Origin of the sequence: Acinetobacter sp. YH12058, from assembly GCF_013419805.1 — a bacterium.
Lineage (GTDB): Bacteria > Pseudomonadota > Gammaproteobacteria > Pseudomonadales > Moraxellaceae > Acinetobacter > Acinetobacter towneri.
The window spans coordinates 17,319-30,687 of record NZ_VOZL01000012.1 but is presented as its reverse complement, the minus strand read 5'-3'; the positions used below and the strand labels follow the sequence as shown (position 1 = coordinate 30,687).

Here is a 13,369-nt window from a genome sequence, read left to right as displayed (position 1 = left end):
CATTCGATAAAAAAACTCTACGCAGCGACACGCAACAAACGCTTAAAAACATGCTATAACTAAAACCGCAGTAGAAGAATGCTGGTCAAAAAGCAAAAAAAGTAATGAAGGATAAAACATGATTGATCTTTATTATTGGGGCACCCCCAACGGTCATAAAATTAGTATTGCACTTGAAGAAATGGGTTTGGAATATCAAATTTTCCCCATCAATATTTCAGAAGATGATCAATTTCAGCCAGATTTTTTAAAAATTTCGCCCAATAATAAAATTCCTGCAATTGTCGATCAGAACGGTCCGCGTGGTGAGCCAATCTCTGTGTTTGAGTCGGGTGCAATTTTGCAATATCTAGGGCGCAAAACTGGCATGTTTTATCCTACCGATGAACAGGAGCGTGTTGAAGTAGAGCAGTGGCTCATGTGGCAAATGGGTGGTTTTGGTCCAATGTTAGGACAGAATCATCATTTTAGCCGTTATGCACCAGAGAAAATTCCTTATGCGATTGAACGCTATATCAATGAATCCAAGCGTTTGTATGGCGTGTTAAATAAGCAGTTGATGGGGCAAAAGTACGTGGCGGGCGAATATTCAATTGCTGATATGGCTATTTTGCCGTGGGCGTTACGTCATGACTGGCAAAATATTTCGCTGGAAGATTATCCGTATGTACAAGACTATATTACACGGCTGACTGCGCGCCCTGCAGTGCAGAAAGCACTCGCGATTCAAGTTTAAATCTACTTTTATGCTAAGATGCCAGCCACCTGATACCTCACTTTTTCAGGTGGCTTTTTTATTGGATGAGCTATGCAAGAATTTTTTTTAAACTTTACCAAGATTGTTGAGCAAAATGCCAAAGTGTATTGGAGCATTATTTTGGGCATTGTGTCTTGCTTGATCTTATTTGTGATCGAAGCATTTCATGTGCAGAATATGATTGCGGCTTTAAATAGCACAGATCAACAGGTTTTACGTGCTGCGATTGAGCCTGTTACTCAGCGTTATACATGGGCACGTGCGGCACTTATTTTGCTTAGTATTTTTTGGGCGAGCTGGGAATATCGTAAAACCAAGCAGGCTTTAGGGCTTTAAATCGTCTATGCTTTGGACGCTGTTTGGTTTATTTTTATCTGCATGTGGTGCGGCAACTTTATTGCCTTTACAGTCCGAAGCTGTGTTGTTGGGGCTGTTATATGAAGGCAGCTATGCACCCATTTGGCTGATTAGCATTGCCAGTCTAGGCAATATTTTAGGTTCTTGTGTGAACTGGTATTTGGGACTCAAGATCGAACATTATAAAGATAAAAAGTGGTTTCCTGTTTCGGCTACACAATTAGAAAAAGCACAGCACACCTACGCCAAATATGGGTTTTGGTCTTTACTGCTCAGTTGGGTGCCGATTATTGGTGATCCAATTACGCTGATTGCAGGTTTAATGAAAGAACATTTTGCCCGTTTTGTGTTGATGGTGAGTCTAGCCAAAATCGGGCGTTATCTGTTTATTTATTTTGTTTATACATGGGTTTAAGCCAACCACCGCTTTACTGTCCCCATGTACACTTATGACTGTTCTTGTGTACCACACGTGTTTAAATCAAAATAAATTTCATCTTTTAATTTTGACTTTTTATACAGCCAAAATTGACGCGGTACATCTACTTGAGCAGCTTTCACTGCAGCTAAAACTTGTTGATCAAGTGCGTATTGTCCCGAACCTTGTGTCAATTTCACACGTTTCACTTCGCCATGCTTATTTACTTTGAATTGAAACTTTAACTTACGTGAGTGATTTTTTAAATCTTCCGCACTTAAGTTTAATTGTGGTTGACTACGATACTTAAATTGAACTTTTTGCTGTTGTTGCTGTGCTAACCATTGTTTAGATTGAAAATCAAACTGGCAATCTTCGTGCTGGTTATCCTGAAATCTTAAATTAAAGCTTTGAAAACCAATGGTCGGTACGGCAGTATCTTCTACATAGGTCGGTTGAATTTCAGCAGTGCGAACCGCTTGTAATAAGGCATCATCTAATTTTTTCAGCCCTGTACTTTCTTGAATAGTGGCTTGACTGATTTTGCCGGTTTCATCTGCATAAATACGCACAATTGCAGCTCGGTTTTGTTGATTTAAATCTTCATTTTTATATTTGGGTTGTGGAAACTTGCGCCATGCTAAGCGTGTGGTGAGATGAGCAGGCAAGGCAGCACTTTTTTGTACTTCGAGTGTGGCTTTTGGTGTCGATTTCTGCTGCGGTGGTTTTGCAAAAAGATGCGTCGCACTGAGTCCAAGCAATAGAGTTATATATAAAGATGTTTTCATCATATTACGGTCTTTTTTATCTCACACAAGACGAGGCGAAGTATTGATGGAATTGTGGATAATCGCAAGGGTAATCCGCAACTTATTGCAAGTTTTTAGGGTGTTGATCTGCACAATTTTTGACAGAGCTTTAGCTTTATTTTGAATTGTAGTGGGTGTTCACAATTCCAGTATTTTTTCCTGAGTTGAATTACGGCAAATGAGTGAGGTAATGATCATTTTTTATTTAGCCAATATGCTTTTGTTTTAAGCAAAGATGCTTTAGAATACTCGCTCCCTTACCTGCAGGTCGTTTTTGCAATGGTGCAGACGTGCCGAACAGGTGTTTAAAGAGGTTGTTATGGCTAAGTTAAAAACTCGCCGTGGTGCAGCTAAACGTTTCAAAGCGACTGCTAACGGTTTCAAGCGTAAACAAGCGTTCAAACGCCACATTTTGACCAAAAAATCTGCTAAACGTATCCGTCAATTGCGCGGCTGTGTAATGGTTCACGTGAGTGACGTTGCTGCTGTTCGTGCTATGTGCCCATACATCTAAGGAGATTATAAATGGCTCGTGTAAAACGTGGTGTACAGGCTCATCGCCGTCATAAAAAAATTCTTGCTCGTGCTAAAGGTTACTATGGTGCTCGTTCACGCGTATATCGCGTAGCGTTCCAAGCGGTAATCAAAGCAGGTCAATACGCTTACCGTGACCGTCGTCAAAAGAAACGTCAATTCCGTGCTTTATGGATTGCGCGTATCAATGCGGGCGCTCGTCAAAATGGTTTATCGTACAGCCGTATGATCGCTGGCTTGAAAAAAGCACAAGTGATTATCGACCGTCGCGTACTTGCTGACATCGCTATGCATGACGCAGTTGCATTTGCTGCTTTAGCTACAAAAGCTAAAGATGCATTAGCTGCATAAGTCTTTATGACTTAAAAGAAAGACCGCATTTGCGGTCTTTTTTTATGCCTGAAATTTAGGGTCTCTGCCAAGTTTCATAACTCAATCTGAGAAATTTTTAGCCACAGCCTGAGCAAAAACAAGCACTGCTTTGTTTGCAGCGGAAGGCGCAGCGAAGGACAAGCATATTTTTTGCTGCTATTGCGTTATGTGCCGGTCATTTAGAATGACTAAATTTCCTGTCCCATGCCTTATATCAGCTAAAAAATATGCGTTGTCGCAAACATAGACGAATTGTCAACAGCCCCTAAGCTTATAAACCAAAATAATAGGCAGCTGCACAAATAACCACAGTCATTAAAATCAGTTTAATCACGGCAGATGTACCCACTTTATGCGTAGCTGCAGGTGTTGGTATTTGTGGTGAAGCGATGTTTTGTACTTGGCTAGGCGTTGATTCAAAAGGATCAGGTGTTTGCACTGGCGTGAGCTGTGCGGTCTGATAATGGTTCGCAACCTTGGTGATAAATTTGGCGTGTAAATCTTCAAGTTTCTGAGAAAAATGACGTAAATTGAGTTGTTCGCTTGGTTCAAGTTCTGTGCCATCGGCATGATAAGGATGCTGGATTTTATTCTGAATGTGTTGATCCAGTGCATCTAAACGATACAGCATCTGATGTGCATAGGCAGCAGGGTAGTCTGCGGGAATTAACGCCAAAGTTGGGTACATGCTTTCAGTTGCGTTTTGAGTAAGATCTACACCGAAATAAGGTTTAGCGCTTTGCTCTGGTTCAACAAACTCTGTAGCACAAGGATTTAAAAATAATTCGGAGCGAATAAAGCGATCAATTTCATCCCAGTTTGGAGAGGCAAAATCTGCATCGAGCTGTTTGGCGAGTTTGTGATTTAATTGATAGCGCCACATGACTTCCTGACGTAGCTCGCTCTGTTGGGAAACAGGCGCCATATAATCTTGTTCTGCGGTATACCATTCTGCAAGCTCTTTTCCGAAAATCCAAGCAGATTTGTGCTGTGCCTCGTGACTCACAATAAAGTGTGCAAAAGGCAATAACTCTACATTTGGATTGGGGTTTTTTTCATCATTTAAAATACTTGCCTGATGTAGGCTTAAACGTCGCACACCTTGTTGTTTAAGATGCTCTAACCAGATTTGAAAGTGTTGTGCCAGTAAATGTTGTGACAATAAATCACGAAACTGAATTTGATGCTGGTTAAACACTTGATGCTTGAGCCAATGATTAAAACTTAAATCTTGAGCCAAATATTCATTGCCATAAGTCACAAGGGCAAGTTGCTGTTTCCAAATCTGATCGAGCGCCATAATGTTGAGATCTCGTGGTGATTGGCTTTATCTTATACTTTTTGTATTTCAAGATGCTAATCTAATTTTCATTACATCGAAGCTTCATCAAAGCGACTAAAAACTGTTAGAATACGGGGTTTTTAAATTATTTCTAAATTGTTGCTTTTGAGAGTTACTATGTCACTGGAAGCCCTGACCAATGAAGCGCTCGCTGCAATTGCAGCAGCAGAGGACCTTGCTACACTCGACCAGGTGCGAGTGCAATTTACGGGGAAAAAAAGCCAGCTTGCGGAACAATCCAAAGCACTAGGTAAAATGGACCCTGAACAGCGTAAAGAATTTGGTGCACAAATTCATGCTGTGCGTGAAGCAATCAATGCGGCATTAACTGCGCGTCAAACTGAATTACAACAAGCGGCTTTGGCACAAAAACTGGCGAATGAAACCGTTGATATTACTTTGCCAGGTCGTGGTCAAAGCATCGGCAGTATTCACCCAGTTACGCAGGTACAGGAACGTATTTGCCAATTCTTTACCAAAGCAGGTTTTACCGTGGCAACGGGCCCAGAAGTTGAAGATGACTATCACAACTTTGAAGCGTTGAATATTCCAGGACATCACCCTGCGCGTGCCATGCACGATACTTTCTATTTTGATGTGAATCATTTATTGCGTACCCACACGTCGGGCGTACAAATTCGCACCATGGAAAATCAACAGCCGCCTATTCGTATTGTTTGTCCAGGTCGTGTGTATCGCTGCGACTCAGACCAAACACACTCACCAATGTTCCATCAAATTGAAGGCTTATACGTCGCAGAAAATACCAGTTTTGCAGAACTCAAAGGTTTGTTAATTAACCTGTTAAACGAATTCTTTGAAAAAGACTTAAAAGTACGTTTCCGTCCATCTTATTTCCCATTCACAGAGCCAAGTGCCGAAGTGGATATTATGGATGAACGTGGTCGCTGGTTGGAAGTTTTGGGCTGCGGTATGGTGCATCCAAATGTGTTACGCGCTTCAGGCATTGATCCAGAAAAATATAAAGGTTTTGCCTTCGGTTTAGGGGTAGAGCGTTTTGCGATGTTGCGTTATGGCATCAATGACTTGCGTATGTTCTACCAAAATGATGTGCGTTTCTTGCGCCAGTTTGCTTAAAACTTTTTAAACAACCTTTCCTAAAATTAGGAGAGGGAAAAGAGATTATTTTTAAATTTTAAAAATCCCCCCTAAATCCCCCTTTGTAAAAGGGGGACTTACGCGAAATAAATAGAAGTGTGGGAATTCCCCTCTTTATTAAAGAGGGGGTAGGGGAGATTCAGGAAATGAATGTATGAAAATTAGCGAAAATTGGCTACGCACGTGGGTTAACCCAGCCATTGACAGCGATACTTTATCGAATCAACTCACGATGCTGGGTCTAGAAGTTGATGATATGTCACCAGCAGCAAAGCCATTTACAGGCGTTGTGGTGGGTGAAGTCTTAACGGTTGAACAGCATCCAGATGCAGATCGTTTACGTGTGACTACGGTAAATATTGGTTCAGGTGAGCCGTTGCAGATTGTGTGTGGTGCGCCAAACGTGCGTGTAGGTATGAAAGCACCTGTGGCAACCATTGGTGCGGTATTGCCAGGCGACTTTAAAATCAAAAAAGGCAAACTGCGTGGTGTGGAATCACAAGGGATGCTCTGTGGCGCATCAGAAATTGACCTTGAAGATAAACTTGATGGTTTATTGGAACTGCCTGCAGATGCACCTGTAGGTGTGAATGTACGTGAATATCTTGATCTAGATGACCATGTCATTGATATCAGTATTACTCCAAACCGTGGTGATTGTTTCAGTATTCGTGGTATTGCCCGTGAAATTGGGGTGATTAACCAATTGCCAGTGAATACACCTGACATTCAGGCAGTAGCGGCAACTATTCAGGATGAAAAAACTGTACAAAGTTTGACGGAAGGCTGCCCACGTTATTTAGGTCGTGTGATTAAAAATGTAAATACCAAAGCCGCTACACCTGAGTGGATGGAGCGCGCGTTGGCACGTTCAGGTATCCGTCAGCACAGTATTTTGGTTGATATTACCAACTATGTCTTGATTGAATTGGGTCAGCCAATGCACGCTTTTGATGGTGCTAAAATTCAAGGTGGCATTCAAGTTCGTCAAGCGACTGCAGCAGAAAAATTGGTGCTGTTAAACGAGCAAGAAGTTGAGCTGCAAGATGATGTGATGGTGATTGCCGATGACGCAAAAGTATTGGCGATGGCGGGCATCATGGGTGGTTTATCTTCTGCGGTAAGTGATGAAACCACAGAAATTTTCCTTGAATCCGCTTTCTTTGCACCATTGCATATCGCAGGTCGTGCACGTCGTTATGGTTTGCATACCGATGCCTCACAGCGTTATGAACGTGGTGTCGATTTTGAATTGCCATTATTGGCGATGAACCGTGCATCACAACTGATTGCAGAATTTGCTGGCGGCGAATTTGGTCCAATTACAGTGGCAGAACAAGCAGCACAATTGCCAACACGTGAAGCAATTGCGTTAAATCAAGCGCAAGTCGATCAGCTCTTGGGTTATCACGTTGATGCTATATTTATTGCCGATGCTTTAACTCGTTTAGGCTGCGAAGTTACTGTTCAAGCTGAAGGTCAGTGGAGCGTTGTACCACCATCACATCGTTTTGATATGGCAATTTACCAAGACTTAATTGAAGAAGTTGCTCGTATTCACGGTTATGACAACATTCAAATCAGTTTGCCTGTGATTGATGTGCAATTAGCAAAATACCAAGATCAGTTTGAAGTTGCGCAATTACGTCAAACCGCAGTGACTTTAGGTTATCAAGAAGCAATTAGTTTTAGCTTTGCCGATGCAAAATTGGAAAAACAATTAAACCCTGCAGTGAATCCGTTGGCATTGGCGAATCCAATTTCAAGCGATTTGGCAGTAATGCGCTCAACGTTGTTATCCAGCTTAATTCCATGCGTTCAGTACAACGTGAATCGTCAACAAAACCGTGTGCGTTTCTTTGAGTTGGGTTTACGTTTTGATTATCAACATGCAGCAAGCATTCATGACTTGAAGCAAATTCCAACTTTGGCATTGATTGCGGTGGGTGCTAAACATGCAGAATCTTGGCATGCTAAAGCTCAGCCTATGGATTTCTTCGATTTTAAAGGCGATATTGAAGAAATTTTAGCTGCAGGTCGTGTGCAGGTAGAGTATGTTCGTTCGGAGCGTACTTGGTTGCATCCTGGACAATCTGCTGAAATTTTGGTAGATGGTCAGTCTATTGGTTACTTTGGTCGTTTACATCCATCTTTAGAAGATGAGCTGGATTTAGGCACGGCTTGGGTAGCAGAACTCGATCAAACAGCAGTTTTGCAAACTTATGTATCTAATTTTACAGAATTATCACGTTTTCCATCGGTTAGACGTGATATTGCGCTTTTAATTAGTGATAAGATAAATGTAAGCGAAATTCAGCAACTTATTGAAAAAACGGGTGGAGCGCTGTTAGACTCAACTTGGTTATTCGATGTGTATACTGGACAAGGTGTTGAACAAGGCAAGCGTTCTTTGGCTTTTGCTCTGTTATGGCAACATCCAACACGTACACTTGAAGATGCTGAAATTAAATCTGGTATGGATAACATTCTGCAAGTGTTGGAAAACACTTACCAAGCGACATTGAGGGCTTCATGACAGCATTAACAAAAGCAGAAATGGCTGATCATTTAAGTGAGCTCACGAGTTTAAACCGCCGTGAAGCGAAACAAATGGTCGAGTTATTTTTTGATGAGATCAGCCAAGCACTGATCTCTGGCGAGCAAGTTAAACTTTCAGGGTTTGGGAACTTCGAGTTACGTGATAAACGTCAACGACCTGGTCGCAACCCGAAAACAGGCGAAGAAATTCCAATTTCAGCCCGCCGTGTAGTCACATTCCGCGCAGGGCAGAAATTCCGCCAGCGTGTGGGAAATGAGCAGATCGATTGATCTGCTTTTTTTTATGCTTTTTATAAGAGATTTTAGAAAGACGCTGTGATTTAGCAAGACATAGTGATTGATCTTGCAATTGGGAGACTTGAATCAAACTATGGATATGAATGAAAACACTGTAGAGCTGAACAAGACGCTACCTAAGAATTGAGCGTGGAGATGAGAAACCAAAAGGTTATATCGAAATAAATGCCGAATGGGGTTAAGTGTTTTGGTTAAATGCTTTTATATGCTGAATCATCTACTTGAAAAAGATGGATTGAGCGATTTGGAGATATTGTGCTGAGTAAAATAAATTTTAGACAAAATATTCAGAAATAAAAAAGAGAGCCATCGGCTCTCTTTTTGTACTGCATAATCGTATCGATTATTGAGCAGCAGCTTCAGAAGCAGCAGCAGCAGCGTCTACAGCAGCATCAGCAGCGTCAGTTGCAGCAGCAGCAGCAGTGTCAGCAGCATCAGTAGCAGCGTCTACAGCAGCTTCAGCGCCAGAAGCAACTTCTACAGCAGCAGCGTCAGCAGCAGCTTCAGCTTCAGATGCAGCTACAACAGCTTCAGATGCAGCAGCGTTAGCGTCAGCAGCAGCTTCTTCAGTTTTTTTAGCACAACCAACGAAAGCTAAAGTAGTAGCAACTGCAGCAGCAATAGCGATTTTTTTGAATAACATGGCATCACTCTCTAAAATATGAGATTAAAAAAAACCGACGTTAGTCTGTTGTATGCTTTTATTATTCCTAAATTTTGTTAGGCACTAACAACGCAGGCGCAGTCTAACTGGTCTGCGAATATGCTATCACTGCGCTTTTTGAATTGCTACTAGGTTGATTGAAAAAAAGGCAAAAAAACGCGAAAAATACGTGCTTTTTTAACAGAAAATAACAATTAATTTGGCATTTTAGATTGGAGAGTTGCACGGTAACTGGCTAAAAACTAAAAGGTTTTTACTAAATATTTTTTTATAATCATTTACTTAAAAATAAGTTTACATATACCGCGTGCAATTGTGTCTTTATGTAAATTTTGTCAACCAAATAAAAAAGCCATCGTTTTAAGATGACTTTTTTAGGTGTTCTAATATTTATAGCCGTTTAATTGGCTGCTTTACGTTTCATTTGATCAAAGAAGTCGTCATTAGTTTTGGTTTCTTTCATGCGATCAAGCAAGAATTCCATTGCTGCCAATTCATCTTGAGTGTGTAACAATTTACGCAAAATCCAAACTTTACGCAAATTATCTTCACTCATTAAGCGCTCTTCACGACGTGTACCTGATTTTTTGATGTTCATGGCAGGGAAAACACGTTTTTCTGCAATACGACGGTCTAAGGTAATCTCTTGGTTGCCTGTACCTTTAAACTCTTCGTAAATCACTTCATCCATTTTACTGCCAGTTTCAATCAGTGCAGTTGAAATAATGGTTAGAGAACCACCTTCTTCAATATTACGTGCAGCACCAAAGAAGCGTTTTGGACGTTCTAAAGCGTGCGCATCAACACCACCTGTTAAAACCTTGCCTGAAGAAGGTACGACAGTGTTGTAGGCGCGTGCCAAACGGGTAATCGAATCCAGTAAAATCACCACGTCTTTTTTATGTTCAACTAAACGCTTGGCTTTTTCAATGACCATTTCTGCAACTTGAACGTGACGAGCAGGTGACTCATCAAATGTTGATGCAATCACTTCACCGCGCACGGTGCGTTCCATTTCAGTCACTTCTTCAGGGCGTTCATCAATGAGAAGTACAATCAAGAACACTTCTGGGTTGTTACGAACAATCGACTGAGCGATGTTTTGTAGCAACATGGTTTTACCCGCTTTAGGCGGAGCCACAATAATTGAACGCTGACCTTTACCAATTGGCGCAACCAAATCTACCACACGTGCAGTTAAGTCTTCAGTTGTTCCATTACCTAACTCCATCACCAACTGTTCTGTTGGGAAAAGCGGGGTTAAGTTTTCAAATAAGATTTTATTACGTGAATTTTCAGGGGTGTCATAGTTAATTTGATTGACTTTGAGCAAAGCAAAATAACGTTCGCCTTCTTTTGGTGGACGAATCGTACCTGTAATGGTGTCACCCGTGCGCAGGTTAAAGCGACGAATTTGCGAAGGGCTGACATAAATATCATCTGGGCCAGCAAGGTATGAACCTGCAGCTGAGCGTAAGAAACCAAAACCATCAGAGAGAATTTCTAGAACGCCATCACCAAAAATCTCTTCACCATTCATGGCATGGCGCTTTAAGATGGCAAAAATAATGTCTTGCTTGCGGTTACGCGCCATTCCTTCAAGGCCCATAAACTCGGCAATCTTGATGAGTTCGCCAATCGGTTTTTTCTTGAGTTCGGTTAAATTCATAGAGGTTCTGATAGAATTAAAATTCTGGGGTACAGGTTAGAGAGGGAGCAACATTTAGCCGCATTCATACAATAAAATGAAAGCAATTGTATTTGCACAATAACGATTCAGAGCACTGATTCATTGTTTGATTGAAAAATGTGAAAAACAATTTCTGTTGCCGAGCGGCATTTTTGTGTTGTGTCTTTTCAGAAAGAGGATGAAAGATCCTGCGTTTCCTGAGCATGCAATATAAGAGAGAAACGTCTACTTGTCAATTTGTAGGCAAAAAAAATACGCCAATGCGTGGCGTATTTTTTTCATCATCTCTATAAATAGACGATGGATCCATCGACTTAGATATTTTCGTCAATAAATGCAGTCAATTTAGATTTAGGTGCTGCACCGACTTGCTGTGCAACCACTTCACCATTTTTGAACATCAATAATGCTGGAATATTGCGGATGTTGTAGTTCACTGCAGTTTGTTCGCAAGAAGTTACATCAACTTTTACAATTTTAACTTTGCCTTGGTATTCGTCTGCAAGTACTTCAAGTACAGGTGCAATTGCTTTACATGGCGCACACCAGCCAGCCCAGAAGTCAACCAATACAGGAGTATCTGATTGAAGAACATCTGCTTCGAAGTTTGCATCAGTGGTGTTTACGATGTTGCCAGACATGGATTACGCTCCAAATAATTTTTAAGATAGCTTTAGTTAGTATTACATAGCCATCTTGAACAAAGTAGGGGAATCTGTGGATTTTCCACTCAAAATACAAATTTGTCTAATTGATCGTGACGATAACGCTAAACGAAAATGCTAATTCTGTAACACAATTGTCATATATGCAGAAAATTTAAATAGTCGTCAAATTGTGCTGATAAATGGCTTTTAAATTAGGTGTATGTGAATTACTCTAGGCACAATTCTGTCTAGGTTTGTTTGAAGAATGTCTGATTTTTTAATTGATGAAGAGTTACTCGCAGCCATCGATATGGGGTCGAATAGTTTCCACTTGGCAATTGCACGAGTGGATCATGGTGAAGTAAAAAAAGTGGCATCAATGTCAGAAAAAGTACAGTTGGCCGCAGGTTTAGATGAAAATAAGAATTTGACCGAAGCAGCTCAACAACGTGGTTTGGCATGTTTGGCGCGTTTTGTAGGACGTTTAACTGCGGTGCAGTCAAATCGTTTGCGTATTGTGGCAACCAACGCATTGCGTCAGGCCAAAAATGGACATGAGTTTATTCAAAAAGCCGCAGAAATTTTGCCTAAGCCTATTGAAATTATTGCAGGGCGTGAAGAAGCCCGTTTAATTTATTTAGGCGTATCGCACACGATGGCAAATAGTGGTCGTCGTTTGGTGATTGATATTGGCGGTGGCTCTACAGAATTGATTATTGGCGAAGAATTTGAGCCAATTCATACCGAATCTTTACAAATGGGCTGTGTGGCCTATACCAAAGCCTATTTTGCCGATGGCGAAATTAGCAAAAGCAGTTTTGAAAAAGCAGTGGTTGCAGCGCGTAAAGAATTGTATTCGATTGCCAATACTTATAAAGAAGCAGGTTGGGATACCGTTGCAGGTTCGAGCGGTACCATTAAAGCCTGTCGTCAAATTACGGTAAATATGGGCTGGAGCAATGAGCAGGAAAATCTGACTCGTGAAGGTTTAGAAAAACTCAAAGACCGTTTGCTCAAGTTTAAACACGTATCAGAAATGGAATTTGATGGTCTAAAAGAAGACCGTCGAGCAGTTTTGCCAGCAGGTTTGGCAATTTTATATGCGGTATTTGATGTATTAGATATCGATAAACTGGTGTATTCCGATGGGGCTTTGCGTGAAGGCGTAATGTATGACTTGTTGGGACGTTTCCAGCATGAAGACATTCGTGATCGCAGTGTACAGGCCTTGATGGGGCGTTATAACTCAGACCCGAAACAGGCTGGACGTGTGGTGAAAACTGCGCAACATTTATTTGACAGCGTGGCAGAATCATTAAAATTAAATAACGAAGATAGTGACTTATTGCGTCGTGCTGCGTACCTACATGAAATTGGTTTAGCCATCAGTCACAGCAGTTATCATCGTCACGGTGCATATTTATTGCAACATTCGGACATTCCCGGTTTCTCACAAATTGACCAAAACTATCTCTCGCATTTGGTCGGCAACCATCGTCGAAAGTTGCGCCAAGACTCGAAAACAGAAGCACTGAAAGCGGGTGGCAATAAAATTGTTTACTTAAGTTTGTTGCTTCGCCTTGCAGTTTTGGTCAACGCAAGTCGTAGCGATGCGATGCTTCCTGCCATTGAATTAAGCATCCGCAATGCGCAACAATGGCAGCTCAGCGTGTCGGGTGATGCCAAACAATGGCCATTGCTTGTCGCTGAATTGCACGATGAACAAGTGCAATTCAAGAATTGGGACATTGAATTGAATATTCAGTCGGAACAATTTGTCGATTAAGATTTGGTTAATTTAGGG

Annotated in this window: 14 protein-coding genes; 9 read left to right on the top strand and 5 right to left on the bottom strand. The window is 41.3% G+C overall.

Going from position 1 to position 13,369, the window contains the following annotated elements; all coding sequences use genetic code 11:
• The first annotated feature begins 118 nt into the window (after positions 1 to 118).
• From FTU09_RS08575 to FTU09_RS08565, 3 genes are all read left to right on the top strand, one after another.
• Positions 119 to 736, top strand: coding sequence for a glutathione S-transferase N-terminal domain-containing protein (locus tag FTU09_RS08575; RefSeq protein WP_004975146.1), 618 nt, complete (start codon positions 119 to 121; stop codon positions 734 to 736).
• A 72-nt stretch (positions 737 to 808) separates the two neighbouring features.
• On the top strand, positions 809 to 1,093 hold the full coding sequence (locus tag FTU09_RS08570) for a hypothetical protein (protein ID WP_179991363.1): 285 nt from the start codon (positions 809 to 811) through the stop codon (positions 1,091 to 1,093).
• Positions 1,094 to 1,100: 7 nt separating this feature from the next.
• Complete coding sequence (locus FTU09_RS08565; RefSeq protein WP_167846243.1) at positions 1,101 to 1,529, top strand: YqaA family protein; 429 nt, start codon at positions 1,101 to 1,103, stop codon at positions 1,527 to 1,529.
• A 32-nt stretch (positions 1,530 to 1,561) separates the two neighbouring features.
• On the opposite strand, the gene FTU09_RS08560 is transcribed toward FTU09_RS08565, so the two are convergent.
• A complete protein-coding gene (locus FTU09_RS08560) occupies positions 1,562 to 2,320 on the bottom strand; it encodes an energy transducer TonB (protein ID WP_373685370.1) in 759 nt (252 codons plus the stop codon).
• 340 nt (positions 2,321 to 2,660) lie between these two features.
• Here FTU09_RS08560 and rpmI point away from each other — a divergent pair, with 340 nt between their 5' ends.
• Positions 2,661 to 2,855 (top strand): 50S ribosomal protein L35, encoded by a 195-nt coding sequence (gene rpmI, locus FTU09_RS08555; RefSeq protein ID WP_004975152.1) that lies wholly within the window; start codon positions 2,661 to 2,663, stop codon positions 2,853 to 2,855.
• An 11-nt stretch (positions 2,856 to 2,866) separates the two neighbouring features.
• Positions 2,867 to 3,226: a 50S ribosomal protein L20 gene (gene rplT, locus FTU09_RS08550; protein WP_004975153.1), complete on the top strand. Its 360-nt coding sequence runs from the start codon at positions 2,867 to 2,869 to the stop codon at positions 3,224 to 3,226.
• A 292-nt stretch (positions 3,227 to 3,518) separates the two neighbouring features.
• Here the strand turns inward: rplT and FTU09_RS08545 are convergent, their stop codons facing one another.
• On the bottom strand, positions 3,519 to 4,547 hold the full coding sequence (locus tag FTU09_RS08545) for a hypothetical protein (RefSeq protein ID WP_167846241.1): 1,029 nt from the start codon (positions 4,545 to 4,547) through the stop codon (positions 3,519 to 3,521).
• A 159-nt stretch (positions 4,548 to 4,706) separates the two neighbouring features.
• Between FTU09_RS08545 and pheS the strand changes: the two genes are divergently transcribed.
• From pheS to FTU09_RS08530, 3 genes are all read left to right on the top strand, one after another.
• Positions 4,707 to 5,687: a phenylalanine--tRNA ligase subunit alpha gene (pheS, locus tag FTU09_RS08540; RefSeq protein WP_004975156.1), complete on the top strand. Its 981-nt coding sequence runs from the start codon at positions 4,707 to 4,709 to the stop codon at positions 5,685 to 5,687.
• 175 nt (positions 5,688 to 5,862) lie between these two features.
• Entirely contained in the window at positions 5,863 to 8,244 is a 2,382-nt protein-coding gene (pheT, locus tag FTU09_RS08535; protein WP_180079991.1) for a phenylalanine--tRNA ligase subunit beta, read from the top strand.
• On the top strand, positions 8,241 to 8,537 hold the full coding sequence (locus FTU09_RS08530) for an integration host factor subunit alpha (protein WP_004649746.1): 297 nt from the start codon (positions 8,241 to 8,243) through the stop codon (positions 8,535 to 8,537). The genes pheT and FTU09_RS08530 overlap by 4 nt, the downstream gene beginning before the upstream one ends.
• A 370-nt stretch (positions 8,538 to 8,907) precedes the next feature.
• Here the strand turns inward: FTU09_RS08530 and FTU09_RS08525 are convergent, their stop codons facing one another.
• The 3 genes from FTU09_RS08525 to trxA form a co-directional block, all read right to left on the bottom strand.
• Positions 8,908 to 9,207, bottom strand: coding sequence for a hypothetical protein (locus tag FTU09_RS08525; RefSeq protein ID WP_131260745.1), 300 nt, complete (start codon positions 9,205 to 9,207; stop codon positions 8,908 to 8,910).
• 421 nt (positions 9,208 to 9,628) lie between these two features.
• The gene (rho, locus tag FTU09_RS08520) at positions 9,629 to 10,897 is read right to left on the bottom strand and encodes a transcription termination factor Rho (protein ID WP_004975162.1); all 1,269 of its coding nucleotides are present in this window, start codon (positions 10,895 to 10,897) and stop codon (positions 9,629 to 9,631) included.
• Positions 10,898 to 11,232: 335 nt separating this feature from the next.
• Positions 11,233 to 11,559: a thioredoxin gene (gene trxA / locus FTU09_RS08515; protein ID WP_004975164.1), complete on the bottom strand. Its 327-nt coding sequence runs from the start codon at positions 11,557 to 11,559 to the stop codon at positions 11,233 to 11,235.
• Between the two features lie 271 nt (positions 11,560 to 11,830).
• On the opposite strand from trxA, the gene ppx reads away from it, so the two are divergent.
• On the top strand, positions 11,831 to 13,351 hold the full coding sequence (gene ppx, locus FTU09_RS08510) for an exopolyphosphatase (RefSeq protein WP_180079989.1): 1,521 nt from the start codon (positions 11,831 to 11,833) through the stop codon (positions 13,349 to 13,351).
• Positions 13,352 to 13,369: the final 18 nt, after the last annotated feature.

Bases quoted from the DNA above. Each gene is read 5' to 3' on its own strand.
- rplT (WP_004975153.1), top strand. From the start codon at position 2,867: ATGGCTCGTGTAAAACGTGGTGTACAGGCTCATCGCCGTCATAAAAAA.
- FTU09_RS08575 (WP_004975146.1), top strand. From the start codon at position 119: ATGATTGATCTTTATTATTGGGGCACCCCCAACGGTCATAAAATTAGT.
- pheT (WP_180079991.1), top strand. From the start codon at position 5,863: ATGAAAATTAGCGAAAATTGGCTACGCACGTGGGTTAACCCAGCCATT.
- rho (WP_004975162.1), bottom strand. From the start codon at position 10,897: ATGAATTTAACCGAACTCAAGAAAAAACCGATTGGCGAACTCATCAAG.
- FTU09_RS08560 (WP_373685370.1), bottom strand. From the start codon at position 2,320: ATGAAAACATCTTTATATATAACTCTATTGCTTGGACTCAGTGCGACG.
- FTU09_RS08530 (WP_004649746.1), top strand. From the start codon at position 8,241: ATGACAGCATTAACAAAAGCAGAAATGGCTGATCATTTAAGTGAGCTC.
- rpmI (WP_004975152.1), top strand. From the start codon at position 2,661: ATGGCTAAGTTAAAAACTCGCCGTGGTGCAGCTAAACGTTTCAAAGCG.
- pheS (WP_004975156.1), top strand. From the start codon at position 4,707: ATGTCACTGGAAGCCCTGACCAATGAAGCGCTCGCTGCAATTGCAGCA.
- FTU09_RS08570 (WP_179991363.1), top strand. From the start codon at position 809: ATGCAAGAATTTTTTTTAAACTTTACCAAGATTGTTGAGCAAAATGCC.
- FTU09_RS08525 (WP_131260745.1), bottom strand. From the start codon at position 9,207: ATGTTATTCAAAAAAATCGCTATTGCTGCTGCAGTTGCTACTACTTTA.
- FTU09_RS08565 (WP_167846243.1), top strand. From the start codon at position 1,101: ATGCTTTGGACGCTGTTTGGTTTATTTTTATCTGCATGTGGTGCGGCA.
- FTU09_RS08545 (WP_167846241.1), bottom strand. From the start codon at position 4,547: ATGGCGCTCGATCAGATTTGGAAACAGCAACTTGCCCTTGTGACTTAT.
- ppx (WP_180079989.1), top strand. From the start codon at position 11,831: ATGTCTGATTTTTTAATTGATGAAGAGTTACTCGCAGCCATCGATATG.
- trxA (WP_004975164.1), bottom strand. From the start codon at position 11,559: ATGTCTGGCAACATCGTAAACACCACTGATGCAAACTTCGAAGCAGAT.